The organism is Metapseudomonas cellulosilytica (genome assembly GCF_049334135.1).
Classification (GTDB): Bacteria; Pseudomonadota; Gammaproteobacteria; order Pseudomonadales; family Pseudomonadaceae; genus Metapseudomonas.
The window spans coordinates 82,016-99,510 of record NZ_JBHZGN010000019.1; the positions used below are offsets into that span (position 1 = coordinate 82,016).

The 17,495-nt window shown below is 59.2% G+C and carries 15 protein-coding genes; 3 read left to right on the plus strand and 12 right to left on the minus strand.

Annotation, left to right across the window (positions count from 1 at the left end; genetic code table 11):
- Nucleotides 1-130: 130 nt before the first annotated feature.
- The 12 genes from ACFW0H_RS21820 to ACFW0H_RS21875 all read right to left on the minus strand — a co-directional run bounded on the left by ACFW0H_RS21820 (nucleotide 131) and on the right by ACFW0H_RS21875 (nucleotide 12,778).
- Nucleotides 131-1,477 carry an IS110 family RNA-guided transposase gene (locus ACFW0H_RS21820; protein WP_422915938.1) on the minus strand — a complete coding sequence of 449 codons (1,347 nt, stop codon included), beginning with the start codon at nucleotides 1,475-1,477 and terminating at the stop codon, nucleotides 131-133.
- A 166-nt stretch (nucleotides 1,478-1,643) separates the two neighbouring features.
- Nucleotides 1,644-1,958, minus strand: coding sequence for a transposase (locus ACFW0H_RS21825; protein WP_422915939.1), 315 nt, complete (start codon nucleotides 1,956-1,958; stop codon nucleotides 1,644-1,646).
- A 129-nt stretch (nucleotides 1,959-2,087) separates the two neighbouring features.
- Nucleotides 2,088-2,471 (minus strand): hypothetical protein, encoded by a 384-nt coding sequence (locus ACFW0H_RS21830; RefSeq protein ID WP_422915940.1) that lies wholly within the window; start codon nucleotides 2,469-2,471, stop codon nucleotides 2,088-2,090.
- Nucleotides 2,472-2,501: 30 nt separating this feature from the next.
- Nucleotides 2,502-2,861: a hypothetical protein gene (locus tag ACFW0H_RS21835; protein WP_422915941.1), complete on the minus strand. Its 360-nt coding sequence runs from the start codon at nucleotides 2,859-2,861 to the stop codon at nucleotides 2,502-2,504.
- Nucleotides 2,862-2,974: 113 nt separating this feature from the next.
- Nucleotides 2,975-3,796, minus strand: a complete 822-nt coding sequence (locus ACFW0H_RS21840) for an MBL fold metallo-hydrolase (RefSeq protein ID WP_422915942.1) — start codon at nucleotides 3,794-3,796, stop codon at nucleotides 2,975-2,977.
- Between the two features lie 188 nt (nucleotides 3,797-3,984).
- A complete protein-coding gene (locus ACFW0H_RS21845; RefSeq protein ID WP_422915943.1) occupies nucleotides 3,985-4,857 on the minus strand; it encodes an SDR family NAD(P)-dependent oxidoreductase in 873 nt (290 codons plus the stop codon).
- The gene (locus tag ACFW0H_RS21850; protein WP_422915944.1) at nucleotides 4,857-5,888 is read right to left on the minus strand and encodes an NADP-dependent oxidoreductase; all 1,032 of its coding nucleotides are present in this window, start codon (nucleotides 5,886-5,888) and stop codon (nucleotides 4,857-4,859) included. The genes ACFW0H_RS21845 and ACFW0H_RS21850 overlap by 1 nt, the downstream gene beginning before the upstream one ends.
- 18 nt (nucleotides 5,889-5,906) lie before the next feature.
- Nucleotides 5,907-7,463, minus strand: a complete 1,557-nt coding sequence (locus ACFW0H_RS21855) for an AMP-binding protein (RefSeq protein ID WP_422915945.1) — start codon at nucleotides 7,461-7,463, stop codon at nucleotides 5,907-5,909.
- Between the two features lie 26 nt (nucleotides 7,464-7,489).
- Complete coding sequence (locus ACFW0H_RS21860; protein ID WP_422915946.1) at nucleotides 7,490-8,332, minus strand: enoyl-CoA hydratase/isomerase family protein; 843 nt, start codon at nucleotides 8,330-8,332, stop codon at nucleotides 7,490-7,492.
- Between the two features lie 41 nt (nucleotides 8,333-8,373).
- Nucleotides 8,374-9,489 (minus strand): saccharopine dehydrogenase family protein, encoded by a 1,116-nt coding sequence (locus ACFW0H_RS21865; protein WP_422915947.1) that lies wholly within the window; start codon nucleotides 9,487-9,489, stop codon nucleotides 8,374-8,376.
- A 44-nt stretch (nucleotides 9,490-9,533) separates the two neighbouring features.
- A complete protein-coding gene (locus ACFW0H_RS21870; RefSeq protein ID WP_422915948.1) occupies nucleotides 9,534-10,814 on the minus strand; it encodes an acyl-CoA dehydrogenase family protein in 1,281 nt (426 codons plus the stop codon).
- Nucleotides 10,815-10,993: 179 nt separating this feature from the next.
- Nucleotides 10,994-12,778 (minus strand): acyl-CoA dehydrogenase, encoded by a 1,785-nt coding sequence (locus ACFW0H_RS21875; RefSeq protein WP_422915949.1) that lies wholly within the window; start codon nucleotides 12,776-12,778, stop codon nucleotides 10,994-10,996.
- A gap of 313 nt (nucleotides 12,779-13,091) precedes the next feature.
- Here ACFW0H_RS21875 and ACFW0H_RS21880 point away from each other — a divergent pair, with 313 nt between their 5' ends.
- The 3 genes from ACFW0H_RS21880 (at nucleotide 13,092) to ACFW0H_RS21890 (ending at nucleotide 17,280) form a co-directional block, all read left to right on the plus strand.
- Nucleotides 13,092-15,215: a 3-hydroxyacyl-CoA dehydrogenase NAD-binding domain-containing protein gene (locus ACFW0H_RS21880; RefSeq protein ID WP_422915950.1), complete on the plus strand. Its 2,124-nt coding sequence runs from the start codon at nucleotides 13,092-13,094 to the stop codon at nucleotides 15,213-15,215.
- Complete coding sequence (locus tag ACFW0H_RS21885) at nucleotides 15,212-16,390, plus strand: acetyl-CoA C-acyltransferase (RefSeq protein WP_422915951.1); 1,179 nt, start codon at nucleotides 15,212-15,214, stop codon at nucleotides 16,388-16,390. Before ACFW0H_RS21880 ends, ACFW0H_RS21885 begins: the two co-directional genes overlap by 4 nt.
- Nucleotides 16,391-16,659: 269 nt before the next feature.
- The gene (locus ACFW0H_RS21890) at nucleotides 16,660-17,280 is read left to right on the plus strand and encodes a TetR family transcriptional regulator (RefSeq protein WP_422915952.1); all 621 of its coding nucleotides are present in this window, start codon (nucleotides 16,660-16,662) and stop codon (nucleotides 17,278-17,280) included.
- The last annotated feature ends 215 nt before the right edge of the window (nucleotides 17,281-17,495 follow it).

A 17,495-nucleotide genomic window follows, 5' to 3' on the forward strand; every position in this document is an offset into this window, starting at 1 on the left:
ACCAGGCATAGAAACCGCTGCGTGACACCCGCAGCAGCCGGCACATCGGTGCTACGGGATAGCGACCGGCCAACGCCTCGATAACGCGAAACCTCACTTCGTGGGCTGCGAGAAGATGGCGAGCGCCTTCCTAAGAAACACCTTCGAGAGCCTGTAGCGTGAAGCCGAGTTCAGCTGCTCGGCGGTGTAAGCCCTTCAGCACGCGCTCGCGGTACTTTTGCTCATAGTGATCGGCGCCGGGATCCTGATAGGCCAGGCCGAAACGCATAGCGTTGTAGAACAGGATGGCAATCTTGCGGGCAGTGGCGGTCACCGCCTTGGCCTTACCGATGCGCGCCGACAAGCGTCGGTAGAAGGCACCGAGGGCCGTAGTGGTCTTGCCAATGGTCACGGCGGCCAGGCGCAGGAGGGCCGTCACCCGATTCTTGGTCTTGCGCGTATGCGCCGACAGCACCTTGCCGCCGCTGATGCGGCAGCCGGGTGCCAGGGTCAGCCAGGAGGTGAAGTGCTGCGCCGTACGCCAGCGACTGAGGTCAGTGCCGCACTCGGCGACCAAACGCAGTGCCAGGTAAGGGCCGATACCGTGGATCTGGGTCAGATCCACACCGACCAGTTGATAGAGCAAGGTGCGGACGTCGAAGTTGAGGGCATTCGGCTGTCGCGTGCGGTGGCGTGGTTTGGGTATCGGCTCGCTGGGGAGAGGCCGCTGCTGCGAGAGCCCTTGCAGGCTCTGGGCAATCTGCTGATCGCACAGCTCGAGCTGTGCCTGATAGGCGTCGTACATGGCCAGCGCCTGCGCCAAAGCAAACACATGCTCGGGCTGGTAGTTGCCCACCAAGGCGCGTTGGATGGTGTCCGCGCTCGACTTGCAGCGGGTATCGCGCAAGGTTGCCAGCTTCGCCGCATTTCGCTCGCCTGCAACAATCGCCCGGATGATCCGCATGCCAGTGGCCCCGGTGATGTCGGTGACCACATGGTGCAATTGCAGATTCATGTGGGTGAGCGCCTTCTGCATGTGCTGGATATGAGCGGCGGCGTAATCGAGGTGACGCTCCCGCAAGCGCAGATAGCTGCGCAATGCGGCGATCTCGCGTGCTGGATGAAAGCTGGCGCGCAGCAAACCACAGGCATGCAGGCGCTGAATCCACTGTGCATCGTTGACGTCGGTCTTGCGCCCAGGAACCGCACGGGCATCGCGCGCATTGGCCAGCACGACGTGCAGGCCATGCGTCTCGAGAATCTCGTAGACCGGAATCCAATACACCCCGGTCGACTCCATCGCGACCGTGGTGATCCCGAGATCGACCAGCCAAGTAGCCATCTTGTCCAGGTCAGCCGTGAAGGCCTGGAAGGTTCGCACGGGTTCTTCCGTGAGGTCGACGGGCACGGCGACCACATGAAACCGCGAGCCGATATCGATACCGGCTGCACGATCATGAATGACCGGCAAGCCGCGCGCTGATTTGAGCTTGTTCATGAGCACCCTCCCACATAGGACAGGCCGGACGGGGACTCGGATCAGATCACCTTCCTAAACGGGGTCACGAAACGCGCCGCCACTCACGGGTCCGCAGCTTCCCCTGGGTCAGGTTTTTTGACGGGGACTCAGCCTCCAAAAAGCAGGCGACCACTGTCCGGCGGAGTCAGTGTAGTGGGCGTGTTTCTAATCCAATGGGCCGCGGCGCGCCGGGGAGGCAGTTTTTTAAAACATCGCGCTCCATGGTGACCTGAGCCAGTTGCTGGCGTAGTCGACGAAGCTCCGCGCTCTCACCGCGCTGCTTGCCATTGCCCGGAAAGGCATCGTCACCTTGCTGTTCGTGCTGGCGCTTCCATTTGCCCAGCAGGCTTTCAGCGATGCCGAGTGTCTCGGCTACATGACGAAGCGGCGTGCCGGCAAGCAGCTGGTCTACCGCCTCGCGTTTGAAGGACTCGGGAAAACGTCGTCTGGTCTGGGTCATGAACACTCCTTGCGGTGGGCATTATCCACCTTAAGTCAGTGTCCACTCAGCCCGGGACAGACCAGCCCCCCTCATGCCACCAGCAGGTGAGCATAGGAGGGAGGTAGCATGCTCTGGGCCAGTAGCGACTCAAGGAGCCGTATGCGCAGCAAGCTCATTCAGCCCATCACCAACCTGGCTGAGATAGAACGCCGCACCTCCAGGAACGGCTGGCAGGTCCTTGCGAAGCACGTTAGGCCGGACAAACTCATACTTGCGGCGTAATTTGGTCAGCTCATCCGTCAACTGGGGCTGTGTCCGAGCCAGCTCGGAGAAGCCATTCAGGATGCTTTGATCCAGTGTCAGTGGTGAGCCGTCCTTGAAATCGTCAAGGTAGATCGCCAGTGCGCCGAACGAACTGGTCTGGTAGTACAGCAGTATGCGTTGAACATCCAGACTCAAACGGTCGATCGTCGGACGTGGTTCTACGCTGTGAAGCACTTGGGTGTAGCGCACTTCAGCAAGGCGATCCAAGGCTGCCTGAGTTTCAAGGACCGGGTTGATCTATAGGGGATACAGCTGGGCGTCACCTGCCGGATGCCTCTCGAGTTCGGCAACTTGTGCAAACAACCTTTCGCCTATCACTTGTAGCGCTTGGTCACTCCCCGAGGCCAACCGCAATCTCAACTGCTCTAGATCATGGTGATATCGATCGGCATAGCGTAGATCGGCCCCACCCTGGTTGGTATTGAAGTGCAAGAGCACATGGCTTCCTGCACTGAAGGCAAGGTAACGAATGGCTTGGAGATTCTCAGCCGAATCGCCGGCATGAGCGAAGAAGGGCAGCAGTAGCAGAAGAACAAACGAGGTGAGGCGCTGGAGCATGAAGGGAAGTCCATTATTGTTATTGATCATGTGCAGCATCGGTACGTGTCCCGAAATAAACACGGTCTCGGGCGCTCGATTTGTAGAGCTCTACCGTCCCTGACGCGACTGAAATTGCCATCACCTCGAGTGGATACTTCGTACCTGAGCTTCTAAGCCTCCAGACGTAGCAGCGACAAATGCTCGTCATAGGGCTGGTAACGTGACTGGCGATCACGTGCGACCCGGATCATCGCCACTCTTGGGTCGCGGGACAGTACGAGGCGCCCTTTGCTTGCAACCAGATGGTCGAGTAGCTGCTCCTTCTCCTCTATCAAGCACTCTGGGTTGCGGTCGTACCCGCTTGTAACCTCAAGCTGAAGCCAGTGTGTGCCGGGAATGAGGTCTCCCGCAAAGATCAACGGCCCACCCGGTGTTTGAATTTCAGGAATCAGTTGGCCAGGTGTGCTGCCATCGCTAATGTGAAACTTCCAGTCGTCGCCCACCGGCGCGTACGTGCTCGTACTGAGCATATCCAGCCGCCCACTCGCTTCCAGGTGCGCCATAATTTGCGGTACGAACAGCGCTCTATCACGCGGGTGCGGCCGGAGTGCTCGAAACCAATGCCGCTCCCCTACCAGATAGCGTGCGCGACGAAACAACAACCTGGCCACACTCCCATCGCGCACAAAGTCCTGCATTTCTGGAGCTAGGATGGATTGGAGATGAGTCAGCACCACAGTATGAATGTCGTCCTCCCCAAGCCCGAGCCGAGCCAACCCCTCTAACAGAATATGGGAATGCCGCTGGCAGCTGCATTTGCGGGGCAACGGCGGCAGAAGCATTTCGCAGCCGGAAAGCACCAGAATATTTTGATCATTCTGCTGCACCAACAGCACACGAGAAGGCAGGTCCACGAGGTTCTTATGGTCCGGCCTGACCCACTCGGCCCAGATACGCTGCGGTACAGAACCGAAAACAATGCCGCCGTCCATGCGGCGGCTCTGACCGTCGACGATCGAAACTCTTCGAAACACGGCATCAACCTCTTATCGCGGGGCGCGATCACTATTCGGCTACCTGCAAGCCATCAAGGCTGAGCAAAATCTGATGTAGCTAATCTCACCTCTGCACGCCGCTTTCTGGACCGACACGAACCACCGGCACGGCGAGCAGTCATTGATCAAAGAAGCCGAAAACACATGAAACGTTCGATCCCCAGTGCCTTGAAGATCAACCGATCAAAGCCTCGATCAGGGAGGTACCGACCGATGTACCAGAGGCTGTCGAGGGGATAGCGGGTACGAGGCTTCTTGGCCCCAACCGCATGCAAGACTGCGCGTGACACGATCCCCGCGGGCTTCGCTTGGCTTTCCAGTTCGCGCAGCGACAGGTTGAATGCCCGCCAGGCAGCCGCGAACCTCGTGTCGGTGTATCGATCCAGCGGCTTGGTCGCTGCGGCCTTCTCAAACAAACGTGAACGGATGAAGCCAGGTTCAATAGCTGCCACGTGAACACCGAGCGGCATTAATTCGCGGCGCAATCCTTGGGTGAACGCTTCCACTGCATGTTTGGATCCGGCGTAGGTCGCCATGAAAGGTACAGTAATTGTTCCCGACACAGAACTGATGTTCACAATACGCCCCGCCGGTTGGCCAGCCTCCGCCTGAAGCATGGGGAGGAAAGTCCGTGTTACGGCTAGCAGGCCAAAAACGTTGACCTCGAATGTTTGCCGTATCTCATCCCACGGTTGATGAATTAACGGTCCTGCGAAGCTCACTCCGGCATTGTTCACCAGTGCTTTCAAAACCCGGCCCTGCAATGCCGAACTTAGTTGAATGACCGCCTCCTGGAGCGTCACATCGTTTGTGACATCGAACACCAGAGGAACAAAGCTCCTTCCCCATCGCCCAACCAGTTGCTCAGCATCTTCAATGAGACGCACGCTACCGAACACCTGATAGCCGTGCTTGAGGAGATCTTCTGCAATCGCCAGACCGATCCCGCTTGAAACGCCAGTAACGAGTACTGCAGGCTTCGCATTCTCAGAATTCATCACACGGGCTCCCCAACCTTGAGCAGGAGCTTTCCTGGTTTTTTGCCACTGAAAATAGTTGGCAACAGCTCGGGGGCCTTTTCGAAGCCCTCGAAGACATTTTCTTCAACACCCAGCCGCCCCTCAGCCAGCAGGCAAGCCAGGTGGGCAGCCCCCTCTTCCAGGCGGTCACGGTAGAAGAACAGGTGAATGCCTTTCACGGTAAGCATCTGGGTGCAGATCTGCATGTAGTTCCGCGGCCCTTGGATTTGTACATCGGTATAACCCGACGACATTGCACCACAGATGAGTACACGCCCTTGTGGAGCCATATGCAGCAACAGAGCATCTAAGGTGTCCCCGCCGACATTGTCGAAGTACGCACTGACACCATTCGGGCAAAGTTCTTTGAGGCGTTCCACCAAGCTTTCGTTCTTGTAATCGATTGCCGCATCAAAGCCCGCTTTTTCTACGATCCAGCGGCACTTTTCCGGCCCGGCGGCGATGCCGATTACTTTCTTCGCGCCTAGGGCCTTGGCAATGCCCCCTGCCAGAGAGCCAGTCGCACCGGTGGCCGCCGACACTACCACGGTGTCTTCTGGCGTGACGGACAGCACCTCAGTCACACCAAAATAGGCGGCCAAACCGGCGACTCCAAGAACGCTCAGGTTCCATGACAACGGATAGCTCGCTTTCGGCAGCTTCCGTAGCGGCATGGGGCCGTCCGAGCGGGCAATGACATACGCCTGCCAGCTCATGAACCCCTCAACCAAATCACCGACTTCGTACTCGGTATTTTGCGACTCCACCACCTGCCCAATGCCCATGGTTCGCATCGGCTCACCAAGCTGGATTGGAGGCATGTAACCGCCGTCTTCTGTAAGCCAGATTCGCTGACTGGCGTCGTAGCCGAAGTACAGCGTACGTACCAACACGTCCCCTTCACCAAGGGTGGGTAGCGGCACTTCGTTGTAAACGAAATCGGTGGGTTTCACCGCCCCTTCGGGGCGGCGCGCCAGTAACCATTGGCGATTGATCTGTCTCGAGGTCATCAGCTAGCAAGCCTCCGCTCAGATACGACGCGCCACGTCACGCCAATACGTTTCACGCAGCTCTTTCTTGAGCACCTTTCCAACAGGACTACGGGGCAACGAGGCGACGAAGTCGACACTCTTGGGAGCCTTGACTGGCCCCAGCCTCTCCTTGCACAAGGCGATCAGTTCTTCGGCACTGGCCTGAGCCTCCGCCTTGAGCTCGATTACTGCCTTGACCGCCTCCCCCCAGTTATCGTCTGGCACCCCAATTACCGCGCAATCCAACACGGCTGGGTGAGTCCAAAGCACCTGCTCCACTTCGCTGGGATAGACGTTGAAACCACCACTGATGATCATGTCGCGCTTGCGATCAGTGATATGCAGAAAGCCCTCTGCGTCGAGGTGGCCGACATCACCTGTGTGGAGCCAACCGTCGACGATGGTATCGGCCGTCTTGTCGGGCTGCTTGTAGTACCCCTTCATGACGATGTCACCGCGGACGCAAATCTCACCGCTATGCCCCTGCGGCAAAGCACGACCTTCATCGTCCATGATCGCCAGCGCGTTCAGAACCGACGGCCGGCCGCAGGCTGAGAGGCGCTCATCCGAGGCGACGTTTCCATCAACGAAATGATCGCCTGGACGCATCGCTGCAATCCCACCAGGCGCCTCGGATTGTCCATAGCCCTGGAGCATCACTGGACCGAACGCAGTCAGCGCCTGCTTGAGTTTCTCGATCGACATAGGCGCCGCGCCGTACATGAAGTACCGCAGAGAGGAAAAATCGCGCTGGCGGATGTTGGGCATTTCCAGCAAGCGGTAGATCACCGTCGGCGGCAGGAAGAATTCAGTCACTCGATGCTGCTCGATGGTATCGAGCAGTGCCGCAGGATCAGGCTTGGTCAGCACAACGACCGTGCCCCCCCTCGCGCTGGCCGGGAGCGAAAGGAAACCTGCAGAGTGGGTCATCGGCGCCGCCGCCAGGTTGACGATAGACGCCTGGGGATCGTAGTGGTTGTTGATGATGGCATTGGCCACTGAGACGCTCAGGTTGCGATGCGTCAGCATCACGCCCTTGGGCAGCCCAGTAGTACCACCGGTTGGCATAATTGCTGCCAGATCATCCGGATCGCATGCAACCATCGGCGGAGTCTTGGGCTGGGCAGCGATCCAGGCAGGCAACGATTCGCGACCCGGCTCACTGCCGTCAATGCACACAAGACGCCGCAGCGTCGGGCAGTGTTCGCGCAGTTGCGCGACTACTGGGGCAAAGTCCTGCTGGAAGAACAGAACCTCGACGTCAAAGCCATCCAACAGCTGCTGTTGCTCCTGCACGCTACTGCGCGGGTTGACTGGCACCCAGGCAAACCCCGCACGCCACAGGCCGAGGACGCACATCCAGGACACCGGATGGTTGGCCGAGAGCACGGCAGCCTTCGTTTCTTTCGGAAGGCCCAGACTGGCCAGGGCATTGGCTACCCGATAGGTAATACCTTGAGCCTCATCGAAGCTCCAACGCTGGCCGTCCATCACAAATGCAGTCGCCTGGCCATTTAGGCTGCAACCGCGGTCGAAGAAGTCAAAAATAGCCATAGGGAAGAGGTGGGTTCACGGTTGGGTTATTGTTGGGAACGCGGGAAGCGCGCGATCGTGGCGGGCAAATCCAGCTCGTAATCACGCTCCTGCTTGAGAGCCAGAATGGCCTCGATACCCTCGGCAAACTCCTTGCCAGCCATAGCCTTGCGCAGGCCTTCGTTCTCGGCTGCAAAGGCCGCGAACAGGGGCTCCACCATCGGCGAGTACGCTTGTTTGAACACATCACGATGCATGGCCACTACCTCGACGGAGCGATTGGCAATGCGTTGTGCAAGGTCATCCACGTAGGCATCCAGTTCGCTGGCCGGCAGGGAACGATTGATCAGCCCGTAGCGCTCAGCTTCCACACCGCTGAAATCGCGCGCACTGAGCAGGAACTCGAGCGCACGCGCAGGCCCTGCGGCCAGCGCAACGCGAGTGGTGCCGCCACCACATGCCAGGAAGCCCCCACTCGCTTCAGGCGCGCAGAACTTGGTGTCCTCACGGGCGAATCGCATGGACAGCCCCAGGATGAACTCCAGACCAGCGCCCCGGCACCGGCCAGCAACCTTCGCGATCGTCACTTGGGGCAGCGCTTGCCAGGAAAGGGCCAGCGACTGCAGTGCATTGATATCCGGGTACTTGCTTGCCTTGGACGGGTCGGAGGCCGACTTGACCAGATCTTCCACATCGAAGTGGGCAATGAAGAAGTCGGGATCCGCACTGTCGATAATGACGACCTTGATCTCCTGATCAACGAACAGGCGGCCACTCAGCTGGAATAGCTCTTCGGTCATCTGAAGATTCATCAGGTTGACCGGCGGATTGGACAGGGTTACGCGAAGGACAGCGCCATCCTGTTTCAACGAGAAAGTGGAGAAGCTCACGAACACATCCTCAAAGATGTTGTTGGAAGAGCGGAGCAGGTTTAAGCAACCTGCTCGACCTTGATCGAGACATAGCCGAAGCTTTGCAGCGCACCCATCAGCTCGCGGTGGCCGAACACTTCGCTCGGAGAGCGCAAGCCAGTCACGCGCGGCGTTTCTACTGCCAGACGGGTGGCGGCGTACGCTTGGAGCAGGCCAGTCGTGAGGTAACCGCCGGTGCTGAAGATGGTGCTCTTGACGGCCACGTTGTTGCCGGTCGCGAAGCATATGTCGATAGAGCGATGGACCTGGCGCGCCTCACGTGGCGGTGTGGCCGGGGTGATACCGGTGGCCATGCGGTCGAGCACCCCGCGTAGTTGGCCCTCCGGAAGCCACTGCAGCTGAACCTTATAGGCGCGCTCCAGCTCGAGCTCCTTCTTGTAGAGCTCCTGGTTCCAGATCGCCACGTCCATTTTGCAGTTGCGAACACGACCGTCGTTGCGGAACCAGATCGGGTTTGAAGAGCCTCCCCAGTTGGAGGTAACCAGCACCTCACCCGAAGGAGTACTGATCTTGCCGTTCTCGATACCCGGGTACCGAACCAGCTCACGATCCTTCAGGTAGTAGCAGGGATGGCGAACAGCATCGAGGATGGTCTGCGCCGACGCGACGGTGGGTACAGCGTTACCGATGCCGTGCATCCGCAGCGAGTCGACACCGGGATTCTCCAGGCAGTAGCGAGCGCCGATCTCACTCAGCCCATACATGTAGGCCGTCGAAGGCACCATCACCAGACCGGCCTTGGCGAACTCGCGTCCAAAATGCTCGTCGAGCTGCAGAATGGCAGATTGCTCACCGGTAGTGTCGAGGTAGTGGACACCGGTGCGCAGGCAAGCCTCTGCGACCTCCAGGTTGTAGCGCATGAATGGGCCTACGGTGTTGCAAACCACCTTGCGGCCAGTGAAGAGTTTGACGAGATCTTCAACGGTGTGCTCGACCTCAACGATCTCATAACGCGCGCTCTCGATACCAGGTACCAGTCGCAGCGACTCCTCGATGCGCTCACGGTTTCGGCCTGCGGCCACGAACGGCATGCCCAATTCACGCAAATGTTCGGCTACCAGGCGACCGGTGTAGCCACTCGCGCCATAAATGACGACGGGAAAGTCGGTTCTCAAGAAAGTGTCCTCATCCAAGCAAGGGAATTAAGGGCAGTCGCGACTCAGCCGCGACCCCAGCCCTCCTGCAGGTGCAAGCGGCTCAGCAAGTGGCCGTAGTGCATCTGCAGAATGTTGTTTTCACCGTCCTCGATCTGCATCGCACGGGCGTCGCGCATCAGCTTCTCGATGGGGAACTCGTGGGTCAGGCCGGCTCCACCAAAGAGCTGCAAAGACTCATTCACCACGTCCATCAATTCGTTGCAGCAGAATGCTTTGCCCGATGCAGTGAAGTAGGGGTGTGGCCGAGGCGAGCACTTGGTGTAGTGCGCGACATGACGCGCCATGGCACGGATGGCTTCCACCTTCATGCCGAGGCCGCCGAGCCGGTACTGGGTGAGCTGGTGGGTGGCGAGCAGGGCCCCGCCTTGCTTGCGTTCATGCACGTAGACCAGAGCCAGCTCGAAGGCAGCACGCGCCAGGCCCGCCGCGATATGGCTCATGGCCGTACCAGCCTGAGCCCAGGCGTAAGCATGCTTCAGCTCATAGTCATCGCGAGTGGCGACAGCGAAACGCCGAGGGACACGAACGTTGTCAAAGTAAATCTCACCTTGCGGCAACGAGCGCTTCCCGAGCTTCTCCAGGGGCTTCCCTCGAGACACACCTTTCAGATCCAGCGGAACGATGACATTGCAGCCGAAGGTGTTGCCTTGCTCGTCAAAGAAACCATCACCGTAGTCGGCCACGATGTCCATCAAGGCAACCTCGGCAACGGCACCATTCGAGACCCAGGCAGAGGTCTGGCCGTTGAAGATGATCTCGTCACCTTTGAAGACGGCCTGGAGATTACCTTTGTTGCCTCGCGATCCAGGATGGCGCTCTTCAGGGTAGAGAATCAGCCCATCCGAGCCACGATCAGGCTGAGTAGCGCACCAGCAGCCGAGCTTACCTTCGCACAGGTCGATCAGCTCCTGCTGGCCGCTTGCGCGAGCCATGGTCATAGGCATGGCACCGGCGCCGCTGGAGACGGTGAGGCCGGCATCCCCCCATGCCATCTCCTCGACAACGATGCCCTCCAACCGAGCGGCCTGCGAGGGCTCAAGGCCACTCATTGCCTCGGGAGAGAATCCGAGTTTCTGAAATTCAGCATGGTATTGCCAGAAGGGCGAGCCAGGTTGATAAGCCTGCTCAGCGGGTAGACGGTCGATTTCTCGACCCAGGGGGCGCATCACATCGCGGGCGAACCGGTGCATCGCGTCCTGGACGCTCTGTTCCTCTTCGCTCAGGCCAGTGTCGAATCCCGACAAACCAACTTCGGGCAACGGAACTGAGTGGCACGAGTTCATACGTGTCTCCTTTTTATTATTAGTGGTGCGAGTGCCGAGCGGTGGAGATCCTCCACTCGGCTAACGGTACGCTGCACACGCCCGTAGTCGATTCGCGTGTAACGACAATACGAGCTTGGCTATCTGCGCACCCCCCCAGCTAAGAGTTGGAAAAAGGGGGGGTATTGGAGGGGGGAGGGTCAGAATGCCGCTTCATCCAATGCCATCACCGACTCGCCACCATGCATCGCAATGACGGCAAGCCCCTCCGCTTGAGGCAGAACGTGAGTAGCGTAAAAGCGTGCACTGAGCAGCTTCCGACGAAGGAATGCCGGGTCTCCATGGAGGCGCTTGGCAGCAAGCGCGGCTCGCGCCATCTGCCATCCGCCGGCAACGATGCCACACAGACGCAGCAACGGCACCGAACCGGCCAGGACTTCTAGCGGCCGTTCGCGATAGTTCGCCAATGCCCACTCAGCAGCAGCCTGAAGAGACTCCACGGCGCTACTTAGGTTGAACTCGATGGAGGCGAGATCCTCCCCTCCGGCTTGGCCGAGAATGTTCAGGGTAAGATGAACTTGCGACAGCCACGCCCGCAGCGCCGCGCCGCCATCGCGGACCAACTTGCGCTCCACGAGGTCATGAGCCTGGATCGAGGTGGTGCCTTCATAGATTGCAGACACACGGACATCCCGGAGCGGTTGCGAAACACCGCTTTCCTCGATGTACCCCAAACCGCCATGAACTTGGATGGAAGTGGAAGTCACATCAATCCCTGTCTCCGATGCCCAGCCCTTGAAGATAGGAATCATCAGATCCACAAACGCCTGTCGCTCACGGCGAATTACAGGATCATCGTGACGTGCAGCAAGATCCCGCTCAGCCGCGAGCACATAGGCGACAGCGCGCATTGCCTCCGCCTGGCTACGCATGACCAAAAGCATGCGGCGCACGTCCGGATGCTGAATGATGGGTACCGAGACCGCCCCGCCACCAACCGCCCTCCCCTGAACCCGCTCACGGGCATACGCAAGAGCCTGTTGGTAGGCACGCTCGCTGAGGGCAACCCCCTCCAACCCCACATTGAAGCGGGCAGAATTCACCATGACGAACATGGCCTGGAGCCCCTTGTTCTCCTCACCCACCAGCCAACCGACCGCACCTTCACCGCTGCCGCCATACACCAACGTGCAAGTCGGGCTGGCGTGATTTCCAAGCTTGTGCTCAACGCCGGTGCACTGGACGTCGTTGCGCTGGCCGGGGCGTCCCTCCTCCGGAAGAAACTTCGGAACCAAGAACAGTGAAACGCCTTTGGAGCCTTCAGGCGCGCCGGGGATCCTGGCTAACACGAGATGGACGATGTTGTCAGTGAGGTCGTGTTCACCGTAGCTGATAAAGATCTTCTGACCGAACAAACGATAGCTACCGTCGGCTTGCAGTACGGCCCGGGTTCGCAGCGCCCCAACGTCCGAGCCGGCTTGAGGCTCAGTAAGATTCATGGTCGCAGTCCATTCCCCGCTTACCAGCTTTGGAATGTAGAAGGACTTCAGCGGCTCGCTGGCCGCGTTAGCCAGAGCCTTGACCGCAAAGGACGTCAGCTCCGGGCAGAAACAGAACGCCTTGTTCGCGGAGACGAACATCTCTTGCAAGGCTGTGCAGAGAAGGTTCGGGAGCCCTTGGCCACCATACTCGGCCGGAATGGAAACATTGTTCCAGCCAGACTCGATGAACTTTGCGTAGGCCGCAGAAAAGCCTGGCGCAGTGGTGACACCCTCTTCACTCCAGCGCGCACCTTCCCGATCCCCCACCGAATCGAGGGGCGCCAAGACTTCCTTAGCGAAACGCGCCCCCTCTTCCAGGATCGCATCCACAAGCTCGGGGTCTGCCAGCGCCTCAGCATCAGTCAGTCGGGAAACGCTTTCGATATCTGCGAGCTCGCGCAATACGAAGCGCATTTCCTCCAAAGGCGCGATGTAAGGATTCATGTGTACTTCCTCAGATGTAGTAGTGGTCGATCAAGTCTATGAGTCGACACCACCCTGGAGGACCCGCACATAGGGGGGTAAAGACCACCCACGAAGAGGGGGCTGCCATCACCGTCGTAGCGTTCCACAAACACCATTTCTACACTGCGCCCGATGTTCAACCAGCCCATTCGCCGCAGATGCGGGTGGAGGAGAAGGTGCAGGCCCAACTTATGAAGGCATTGGAATCTGTTAGGCGTGTCATTGATTGCAACGTCAACATTCGGAGCTCCGCGGCTTCCGAATTAGTTAGCGCTCTTTAAGCGAGGCAGCCGTGTCCCACTATCAACTGAAAGACGGCGTGGCGGTGATTGTTCTGGATAACCCCCCCGTAAACGCCTTGGCACTAGCATTGCGTCTCCGACTCGCAGATGCGGTGCACTCAGCATTGAATGATCCTGAAGCAAACGCCGTTGTGCTCACCGGCGCTGGTCGTGGTTTCTGCGGCGGCGGCGACATCACCGAGTTCGATCTCCCTGCCCTCTCGCAGGCCCCCACTCTGATGGCCCTGTTCTCGCTTATCGAGCGAAGCCCCAAGCCGGTGGTTGCAGCACTGCATGGCAACGCGCTCGGCGGGGGACTCGAGCTGGCCCTGGCATGCCACGCCCGGGTGGCCCAATCCAAAACCCAAGTTGGTCTTCCAGAAGTGCACTTGGGCTTGGTACCCGGAGCCGGAGGTACCCAGCGTCTTCCGAGGCTGGTAGGTCCAGAGCTCGCCTTGAATCTCGTTCTTCAGGGCCGGACCTGTTCAGCCCAGTCGTTGAGTGAGAGCGGCTTGTTCGATCGTCTGACCGATGCGGCACCTCTGGATTCCGCTGTTCAACTGGCTCGCGAACTCGCCGCAGAGGTAGCCCGGGGTAGGAGTCTCAAACGAGCGGGCGAACTGACGCCCAAACTGCCCAATGCGCAGGCCTTCTTCGCATACGCGCGAGCAACGGCGAAAGCACAGTCCCGTGGCCTTCCTGCACCCGTGGCTTGCGTAGACTGCGTCGAATACTCGGTTACCTTGCCGTTTCAGGAAGGGCTAGATCGAGAGTTCGATACCTTTTGGAGGCTTCGTGGCACCCCAGAGTTCGCGGGTCTACGCCATGCATTCCTGGCCGAAAGGAAAGCATCAGAAGTTGCCGGACTCCCAACTGAAGCTAAGCCGCGCCCGGTTGAACGCACTGTGGTAATTGGCGGCGGAACCATGGGGTCTGGAATCGCGATGAGCCTGGCCAACGCGGGCCTACCGGTCACGATGATCGAGCGCGAACAACCGGCACTTGACCGTGGCCTGGCCAGCGTGCGGGATACCTATTTGGGAGCCCTAAAGAAGGGGCGACTATCGGAGCAGCAGTTCGAGCAACGCGTTGCCTTGATCAATGGGGCGCTTGACTACGAGGCAGTCAAAGAAGCCGACCTTGTAATCGAGGCCGTGTTCGAAGACCTGGACATCAAGCGTCAGGTTTTCGAGCAACTCGACGCAGCGGCTCGCCCGGGTGCGCTCCTCGCGACCAATACTTCCATGCTCGATGTCAACCGTATCGCAGCTTTCACCAACCGCCCCGAAGACGTGATCGGGCTGCACTTCTTCAGTCCGGCCCACGTGATGAAGTTGCTGGAGGTCGTACGTGGTGAACGTACTTCGCCGGCGGTTCTGGCAACCGCAATGAATCTCGCGCGACGCATTGGAAAGACTGCTGTGGTGTCGGGAGTATGTGAAGGCTTTATCGGAAATCGCATGCTGCAGCCCTACCTGATGCAGGCAGGTCTGCTGCTCGACGAGGGTGCTCTCCCCCACCAGATCGATCGAGCCATCGAAAAATGGGGCATGGCAATGGGGCCCTTCCGTGTCAGCGATATGGCGGGCAACGATCTCGGCGCAAAAATTCGGGAACAGCGACTGGCTGAGCAACCTGACCTTGTCTACTCGCGAAGCTTCGACACCATCGTGGCAATCGGGCGCTCCGGGCAGAAGGTTGGTCGTGGCTGGTATGACTACGTGCCGGGACAGCGGGCACCTGTTCCGAGTGAAGAAGTCATTGCAGCTGTCGTGGCCGAATCGGAGAGACTCGGTTTGAAGCGTCGCGCAATCAGTGATGAGGAAATCGTAGATCGCCTTCTGCTGGCCCTAGTGAATGAGGGCGCCAAGATCCTGGAAGAAGGCATCGCTCAGCGCGCCTCCGATGTCGATGTCGTCTATACGGCGGGATATGGATTCCCTCGTTGGCGCGGTGGTCCGATGTTCGAAGCGGACCAACGAGGTCTCGGCGATGTATTGGCCACGATGCAGCGCTTCTCGGACGGTCCAGCCTACCAACGCTGTGCAGATTTCTGGCGCCCCGCCGGATTGCTTTGCCGCCTGGCTGGACAAGGCCAGTCCTTCGCCACCTTCAACCATTCGGAGCTTTCATGACTGACGCCGTCATCGTCTCCACCGCTCGTACTGGCCTGGCCAAGTCATTCAAAGGCGGATTCAACCTGACCCATCCGGTGACCCTCGGCGGCCACGTTGTTGCACATGCCATCAACCGGGCGGGGATCCAAGCTGCCGAGGTGGAAGATGTAATTCTCGGTAGCGCATTCTTGGAAGGTGCTGCCGGGGTGAACATGGCCAGGGTCGTAGCCCTGCGAGCCGGCTGCCCGGTCACTACCAGCGGCCTAACCGTCAACCGCTTCTGCTCAACCGGCCTGCAGTCCATTGCGCTGGCAGCTCAGCGTGTGATCGCTGGAGAAGGCGACATCTATGTGGCCGGTGGGATCGAGTCGATCACCCTTGTGCAGTCGCAGGCCAATAACTTCAACGTCAAGGAACCATGGATCGAGGAGCATCGCCCGGAGATCTACTGGGGAATGCTGGAAACCGCAGAGGTGGTCGCCAAGCGCTACGGAATCTCACGCGAATGTCAGGACGAGTACGGCCTACGTAGCCAACTGCTGGCCGCGGCGGCACAAGCCGAAGGACGTTTCGCTGCAGAGATCGTGCCGATGGATACCACCATGGCGGTGGTGCAGCACGACGGAAGCATCTCCACGCAGGCCGTTACCGTGGCAACCGACGAAGGTATTCGCGGCGACTCCACTCTGTCCGGCCTGGCCAAAATTCGCCCCGCCCTGCCGGGAGGCGTGGTGTCGGCTGGCAACGCCAGCCAGCTCTCCGACGGCGCATCAGCTTGTGTGGTGATGAACGCACAGCAGGCAGAACGTCGCGGCCTGGCGCCCTTGGGCATTTTCAGGGGGTTCCAAGTAGCCGGATGCAAACCAGATGAAATGGGCATTGGGCCGGTTTTCGCTGTACCTAAACTGCTGGCCAAAGCAGGCCTCAAAGTGGAGGACATTGGACTTTGGGAACTCAATGAAGCCTTCGCCGTGCAGGTTCTTTACTGCCGTGATCGTCTAGGCATCCCGGATGATCGCCTGAACGTGAATGGAGGCGCCATTGCCGTCGGCCATCCGTACGGTGTCACCGGCTCCCGCCAGGTAGGCCATGCTCTCATAGAGGGTCGCCGTCGCGGGGTACGTTATGTCGTTGTAACGATGTGCATCGGTGGCGGGATGGGCGCAGCAGGACTGTTCGAGGTCATTTCGTAGAGCCGCTGAGGCCTCGTCACAACCGTGACTGTGCGTCGCGAGGGCTAGGTTGCTATCCCTTGGTGACCTACAGCTGTGCCTAAGAAGACAGCCACTTGAGTTGTGCTACTTGCGGTCACCATGGACGGTGACCGCAGTTACTACCAAGAGCAGATGTGTGTCGCCTTGTCGCAACCAGTGCGGTGAACTACCTGCCTTTCGCCAATAGAAGCCCCAATTATCCCTCGCGGAGAAGAGGGGGACCAGAGCAGGCCCATGCCTTACCCAATATGCGACGAACCAAAGAGAACGCAGAGAGAACCCGGTGCAGCATACTCACCGCCGCCGAACAGCAGTTCTTCGCCCAAGGCGTCGCGCACACCACCCTGGAACAGATAGCCCGCCAAGCCGGCGTGACTCGTGGAGCCATCTACTGGCATTTCCACAACAAGGCGCACTTGTTCAATGAAATGCTCAATCAGGTAAGGCTACCGCTAGAGCCACTTGCGGGACAGTTAGACGCTGCTGCGGGAGTCGGTCCTCTGAAACTACTTCGCGATCTGTGCGTCGAGGCCATGGTTCAACTGGCCGAGGACGCGCAGCGCCGCCGGATATTCACCATTCTTCTTCGGCGCTGCGAATTCACAGACGAAATGCGAGAAGTCGAAGTGCGCCACGAGGCCTTCATCAATCAGTTTATTGCCCTCTGTGAGCGACAGTTCCTCCAGCCAGCAGCCCTTGCCCGACTGCGACCTGGCATCACCCCCAGGCTGGCTGCCCGCGCCTTACACGTACTGATCATTGGCCTTTTCAGTGATTGGCTTCGCGACCCGGACCTACTGGACCCACACCGCGATACATCCTTGATGGTCGACAGCTGCCTGCGCGGGCTGTTGCATCATTGGCCCTAGATGCTGCGGACGCGCCGGATCGTAGCGATGACTCAATGAATCGAATGGCCGGTCTGCAGAAAATCTGCAGAGGATGAGGCTGACATCAGGCGCGGACCCGTCCATTCAGCCTGATCTGAATGTCATTCCTGAACACGTATTCGTGACTGCCGGAGCCAATGCCGGCAGTCCGCCCTACCGCTCGATAATTGGGCATGACGGACTTAGGGATGCAG